Consider the following 6,524-nt stretch of genomic DNA (forward strand, 5'->3'; position numbering starts at 1 on the left):
GATCGACTCGACCGTCTCCCGGTCGAAGAGATCCACCGCGTACTCCAGCGCACCGCCGATCCCCAGCGGCAGCCCCTGCTCGTCGCGGCGCTCGTGGAAGTCCACCGTGAGGTCGAACTTGGCGATGTCCCAGCCCATCGGCTGCTCGCTGGACTCCACTCCGGGCAGGGTCAGCGCCAGGCCCGCGCCGCTCTCCAGCGTCATCATCACCTGGAAGAGCGGGTGCCGGGCCAGCGAGCGCTCGGGGTTGAGCGCCTCCACCACCCGCTCGAAGGGCAACTCCTGGTACTCGTAGGCCGCCAGGTCCCACTCGCGGACCCGGCCCAGCACCTCGGCGAAGCTCGGATCACCGGAGAGATCGGTGCGCAGCACCAGCGTGTTGACGAAGAAGCCCACCAGCTCGTCCAGCGCCTCGTCACCCCGACCCGCCACCGGCGTGCCCAGCGGGATGTCCTCCCCCGCGCCGAGCCTCGACAGCAGCACCGCCAACCCCGCCTGCAACACCATGAAGAGCGTGCAGCCGTGCTCGCGCGCCACCGCCACCAACCGCTCGTGCAACTCGGCGTCCAGCGCGACCGGCACCGAGCCGCCCGCGTAGCTGGCGACCGCGGGCCGCGGCCGGTCGAAGGGCAGCGCCAGCTCGGCCGGCAGGTCGGCCAGCTCACCCGTCCAGAAGTCCACCAGCTCGTCCGCGTCGGCCAGCAGCTCCTGCTGCCACAGGGTGTAGTCGACGTACCGCAGCGGCAGCGGCTCCCAGCCGGGCCGCTCACCGGCGGCGCGGGCCGCGTACGCCTGCGCCAGGTCGCGCAGCAGCGGGCCCCAGGACCAGCCGTCGGTGGCGATGTGGTGGATCACCAGCGAGAGTACGTGCTCCTGCGGACCGAGCACGAAGAGCTCGGCCCGCACCGGCAGTTCGCTGGTGAGGTCGAAGACGTGCCCGGCGGCGGCGGCCAGCGTCGCGGCCAGCTCGCCCTCGGTGCGCTCGGCGACCACCAGCGCGGGCGTCCGCGGGCCGGCGTCGAGCACCCGCTGCACGGGCTCGCCGTCGACCTCGGGGAAGACCGAGCGCAGCAGCTCGTGCCGCTCGGCCAGGTCGGCCAGCGCCGCGGCCAGCGCGGTGTGGTCCAGCGGGCCGGTCAGCCGCACGGCCAGCGGGCAGTTGTAGGCCGAGCCGGTCTCGGTCAGCCGGTTGAGGAACCAGAGCCGCCGCTGGGCGAAGGACACGGGGAACACGGGATCTCCTAGGAAGGGCGCGCACTCGACGCTTGGGTTCACAGGGACGAGCGGCGCAGCGCGGGGCGCGCCTTGGGTGCTTCGGCCAGCAGGGCGGCGAGCTTGGCCGGGGTGGGGTGCTGGAAGACCTGGCGGATCCGCAGCTCCATGCCGAGGTCCGCGCGGACCCGGCTGATCAGTCGGGTGACCTGGAGGGAGTGGCCGCCGAGGGCGAAGAAGTTGTCGTCGGCGCCGACCTCCCCGCGCTCCAGGAGCTCGGCGAAGAGCTCCCGGATCCGCTGCTCGACCGGGTTCGCGGACGGCTGCGCCGGTGCGGCCACGGCCTCGACCGGCGCGCTCCGCACGGCCCGGCGGGGCGCGGGGGCCGGTACCGCGCTGATCGGCTCCGCCGGGGCCTGCGCCACCCGGCGCAGCACCGCCAGCAGGCCCTCGGCCATCCACTGCGCCGTGTCGGGCTCGAAGAGCTCGGTGGCGTAGCTGAGTTCGCCGCGCACACCGCCCGGCGCGCCGTCCGCGCCGCGGTGCTCGTTGAGGTCCAGGGCCAGGTCGAACTTGCTGACCTGCCAGCGCATCGGCTGCTCCGCGGCGCTCAGGCCCGGCAGCTGCGGCAGCGGGAGGGGCTCGTTCTGCAGCTGGACCATCACCTGGAAGACCGGGTGGCGGGCCAGCGAGCGCTCGGGGTTGAGCGCCTCCACCACCCGCTCGAAGGGCAGCTCCTGGTGCTCGTAGGCTGCCAGGTCCGACTCCCTTACCCGGCCCAGCAGTTCGGCGAAGCTCGGGTCACCGGTCAGGTCGGTGCGCAGCACCAGGGTGTTGACGAAGAAGCCCACCAGCTCGTCCAGCGACTCGTCCGAGCGGCCGGCCACCGGGGTGCCGAGGGGGATGTCCTGCCCGGCGCCCAGCTGCGAGAGCAGCACCGCCAGCGCCGCCTGCACCACCATGAAGAGCGTGCAGCCGTGCTCGCGGGCCAGCGCGGCCAGCCGCTCGTGGAGTTCGGCGTCCAGCGCGACCGGCACCGATCCACCGGCGGCACTGGCCACCTCGGGGCGCGGCCGGTCGAAGGGCAGCGCCAGCTCGGCCGGGGCGCCCGCCAGCTCCTTGGTCCAGAAGGCCAGCAACTCGTCACAGTCGGCGAGCAGTTCGCGCTGCCACAGGGTGTAGTCGGCGTACTGGACGGCGAGTGGGGCCCAGGTGGGCTGCTCGCCGGCGGCGCGGGCCGTGTACGCCTGCGCCAGGTCGCGCAGCAGCGGGCCCCAGGACCAGCCGTCACCGGCGATGTGGTGGATCACCAGCGCCAGCACGTGCTCCTGCTCCTCCTGTTCCCGTTCCGACTCCGACCCCTGGGCGCCGAGCGTGAAGAGCCGGGCCAGCAGCGGGAGTTCCCCGGCCAGGTCGAAGCCGTGCGCGGCGACGGCGGCGAGCACCTCCGGCAGCCCGTCCTCGGTGACGGGCTCGGCGACCAGTGCGGGGCGGGCCCGCTCGGCGGGCAGCACCAGCAGCTGCGGCAGGCCGTCGACCTCGTCGACGAGCGTGCGCAGCACCTCGTGCCGGGCGATCACGTCACCGAGCGCCGCACCGAGCGCCTCCCGGTCCAGGAGGCCGCGCAGCCGGAAGGCGAACGGCATGTTGTAGCTCGCCGACTGCTCCTCCGCCTGGTGGACGAACCAGAGCCGCTGCTGGGCGAAGGAGAGCGGCGGCTGCCCCTGGTGCTCGCGGCGCAGCAGCGGGCGGCGGGCCCGGGCGGCCCGGCCGGCCAGCTCGGCGAGCGCGGCCGGGGTCTGCGCCTGGAAGACCTCGCGCAGCGGGAGTTCGACCCCCAGCGCGGTGCGGATCCGGCCCACCAGCCGGGTGGCGAGCAGCGAGTGGCCGCCCAGCTCGAAGAAGCCGGCGTCGGCGCCGACGCTCTCCAGGCCCAGCAGTTCGGCGAAGAGTCCGCAGAGGATCTCCTCCTGCGGGGTGCGCGGCGCGCGGCCCTGCGCAGCGGCGGTCGTCGGGGCGGGCAGCGCCCGGTAGTCGACCTTCCCGTTCGGTGTGAGCGGCAGCGCGGGCAGCGCGACGAAGGCCGAGGGCACCATGAAGTCGGGCAGCACGGCGGCGAGCCGGGCGCGCACCCCGTCGGTGCCGTCCACCGGGGCGGTGCCGGTCAGGTAGCCGACCAGCCGCTTCTCGCCGTCCTCGCCGGTCCGGGCGACCACCACCGCCTGGCGCACGCCCGCGCAGCGGGCCAGCGCCGCCTCGACCTCGCCGAGCTCGACCCGGAAGCCCCGGATCTTGAGCTGCTCGTCGGCCCGGCCCAGGAAGTCCAGCAGGCCGTCGGTGCGCCAGCGGGCCAGGTCGCCGGTGCGGTACATCCGGGTGCCGGGCGCGCCGAACGGGTCGGCGACGAAGCGCTCGGCGCTCGCGCCGGGCTTGCCGTGGTAACCGCGGGCCAGGCCCGCCCCGGCCAGGTAGAGCTCGCCCGGCGCGCCGGGGGGCAGCAGCCGCAGCCGCTCGTCCAGCACGTACGCCCGGGTGGCGTCGAGCGGGCGGCCGATCGGCACCGGGCCGTCCGGCTGCCCGTCGCCGGCGGTGATCAGGTGCGAGGTGGCGCACAGGGTCGCCTCGGTCGGACCGTAGAGGTGACGCACCGCGATCGTGGGGCAGGCCGCCAGCACCGCGCGCACCGCGCCGGGGCTGACCACGTCGCCGCCGGTCAGCACCTCCCGCACGCCCGCCAGCAGCTCCGGCTGCTCCTCGGCGACCACCCGGAAGAGGCCGGCGGTCAGGTGCACGGCGGTGATCCGGTGCTCGCGGATCAGCTCGCCCAGCTCCGCGACGCCGAGTTCACCGTCGGGGGCGACCACCACCTCCCAGCCCGACAGCAGCGCGACCCAGAGCTCGTAGTCGGCGATGTCGAAGGCGTGCGGGGCGTGGAAGAGCACCCGCTCGCCGCCGCCGCCGCCGGCGCGGTGCCAGCCGCGGTCCGCGACCAGCTCCAGCACGTCGCGGTGGGTGACCGCGACGCCCTTGGGGACGCCGGTGGAGCCGGAGGTGTGCATCAGGTAGGCGAGTTGCTCGCCGTGGCAGGCCGCGGCGCCCTCCCGCCCGCCGGTGGCCCGCTCGGGATCCGTCGTGGACGCGGGGTCGATCAGGTGCTCGGCCCGCACCCCGTGCGCCCGGGACGCCTCGTCGAGCAGCAGCACCCGGCAGCCGGTGTCGTCCAGGATCCGCTGCATGCGCGCGGCCGGGTAGCTGTTGTGCAGCGGGACGTAGACACCGCCCGCCTTGAGCACGGCCAGCAGCGCGACCACCACCTCGCTGGAGCGGCGCATCAGCACGCCGACCGGGCTCTCGGTGCCCACGCCGAGCGCGCCGAGCCGCTCGGCCAGCCGCTGCGCGCGCTCGTCCAGCTCGCGGTAGGTCAGCCGCACCGCGCCCTCGCGCAGCGCGACGGCCTCGGGGGTGCGGGCCGCCTGGGCGGCGAAGGCCAGGTGGACGCCCTGCGGCGCGGGCTCGGCCGCCGCGGTGCCGGTCGCCGCGGTGCCGGTCGGCAGCCAGTCGCCGAGCAGCCGGGAGCGCTCGGCGGGCAGCAGCACCTCCAGCTCGGAGAGCCGGCGGCGCGGCCGCTCGACCGCCGCCGTCAGGACCTGGCGCAGCCGCTCGCCGAGGGCGGCGACGGTGCCCTCATCGAAGAGGTCGGTGCGGTACTTGACGACGGCCCGCAGCCCGCCGCGCGCGCCCTCGGGGGTGCCGGCGGCCTGGTCCCACTGCTCGACGAACTGGAAGGCCAGGTCGAACTCGGCCACCGGGAAGTCGACTTCGGTGCTCTCGCAGGCCAGCTCGGCCAGCTCCAGGGCCGGCGCGGCGGCGCGGCGCATGGTCAGCACCACCTGGAAGAGCGGGTGGCGGGCCAGCGAGCGGCGCGGGTTGACCGCCTCCACCACCTGCTCGAACGGGACGTCCTGGTGGGCGAACGCAGCCAGGTCCGACTCCCGGACCCGGCGCAGCAGTTCGACGAAGGTCGGGTCGCCGGTCAGGTCGGTGCGCAGCACCAGGGTGTTGACGAAGAAGCCCACCAGCTCGTCCAGCGCCTCGTCCGAGCGCCCGGCCACCACCGTGCCGAGCGGGATGTCGGTGCCCGCGCCGAGCCGGCCGAGCACCACCGCCAGCGCGGACTGCAGCACCATGAAGAGCGTGCAGCCGGCCGAACGGGCCAACTCCTCCAGTCGGGCGATCAGTTCGGCGTCGAACTCGACGTCCAGCAGGGCGCCCCGCCGGCTGGGCAGCGCCGGCCTGGTCCGGTCGGCGGGCAGCAGCAGCTCGTCCGGCAGGCCGGCCAGCGCCTGCTGCCAGTAGGCCAGTTGGCCCTCGCCCTCGCGCGCCAGCAACTCCTGCTGCCAGAGCGTGTAGTCGGCGTACTGGACCGGCAGATCCGTCCAGTGCGGCGCCCCGCCGGCGCGGCGCGCCGCGTAGGCGGCGGCCAGGTCGCGCAGCAGCGGGTCCCAGGACTCGCCGTCGGTGGCGATGTGGTGGATCGCCAGCACCAGCGTGTGCTGCCGCGGGCCGCTGGTGAGCAGCACGGCGCGCAGTGGGCTGCCGTCGGCGAGGTCGAAGTCGCGGCCGGCCCAGTCGGCGACCGCTGCCGGCAGGCCGTCGGCCGGCGCGAGCAGCCTCACCAGCTCGGGGCGCACCGCCGGGCGGACCTCCTGGCGCGGGTCGCCGGCGGTGTCCGGGTAGCGGGTGCGGAGCGTCTCGTGGCGCTCCACCAGGTCGCCCAGCGCGGCCTCGAGCGCGTCCTGGTCCAGTTCGCCGGTCAGCCGGGTGGCGAGCACGCAGTGGTAGGCCGGGCTCGGCCCCTCCAGCCGGTGGACGAACCAGAGCCGGCGCTGGGCGCCGGACAGCCGCAGCACCGCCGGGCGCGGCGCGGGCCGCAGCGCCGGGCGGGCCCGGCCGGCGCCGTCCAGCAGGCCGGCGAGCGCCGCCACCGTCGGCGAGCCGAAGACGGTGCGGATGCCCAGCTCCACGCCGAGCGCGGAGCGCACCTGGGCGACCAGCCGCATGGCGAGCAGCGAGTTGCCGCCCAGCTCGAAGAAGTCCTCGTCGACACCGACCGCGGGCAGGCCCAGCACGCCCGCCACCAGCCCCGCCAGGATCTCCTCGCGGGCGGTGCGCGGGCCGCGTCCGGTGCCCGCCGCGCCGTAGCCGGGCTCGGGCAGGGCGCGCCGGTCGAGCTTGCCGTTGACGGTCACCGGCAGCGCGTCCAGCAGCACCAGGGCGGCCGGCACCAGGTGCTCGGGCAGCACGGCGGCGAG

General features: G+C 75.7%; 2 protein-coding genes. Both read right to left on the bottom strand.

Annotated elements, in window-relative coordinates:
- On the bottom strand, positions 1-1,233 hold a 1,233-nt coding region (locus tag ABD323_RS38790), incomplete at its 3' end, for a condensation domain-containing protein (protein ID WP_344446807.1).
- Between the two features lie 38 nt (positions 1,234-1,271).
- A partial coding sequence (locus tag ABD323_RS38795) for an amino acid adenylation domain-containing protein (protein ID WP_344446808.1) occupies positions 1,272-6,524 on the bottom strand: 5,253 nt, incomplete at its 5' end.

This window comes from Kitasatospora nipponensis (genome assembly GCF_039528135.1).
GTDB classification, from domain to species: domain Bacteria; phylum Actinomycetota; class Actinomycetes; order Streptomycetales; family Streptomycetaceae; genus Kitasatospora; species Kitasatospora nipponensis.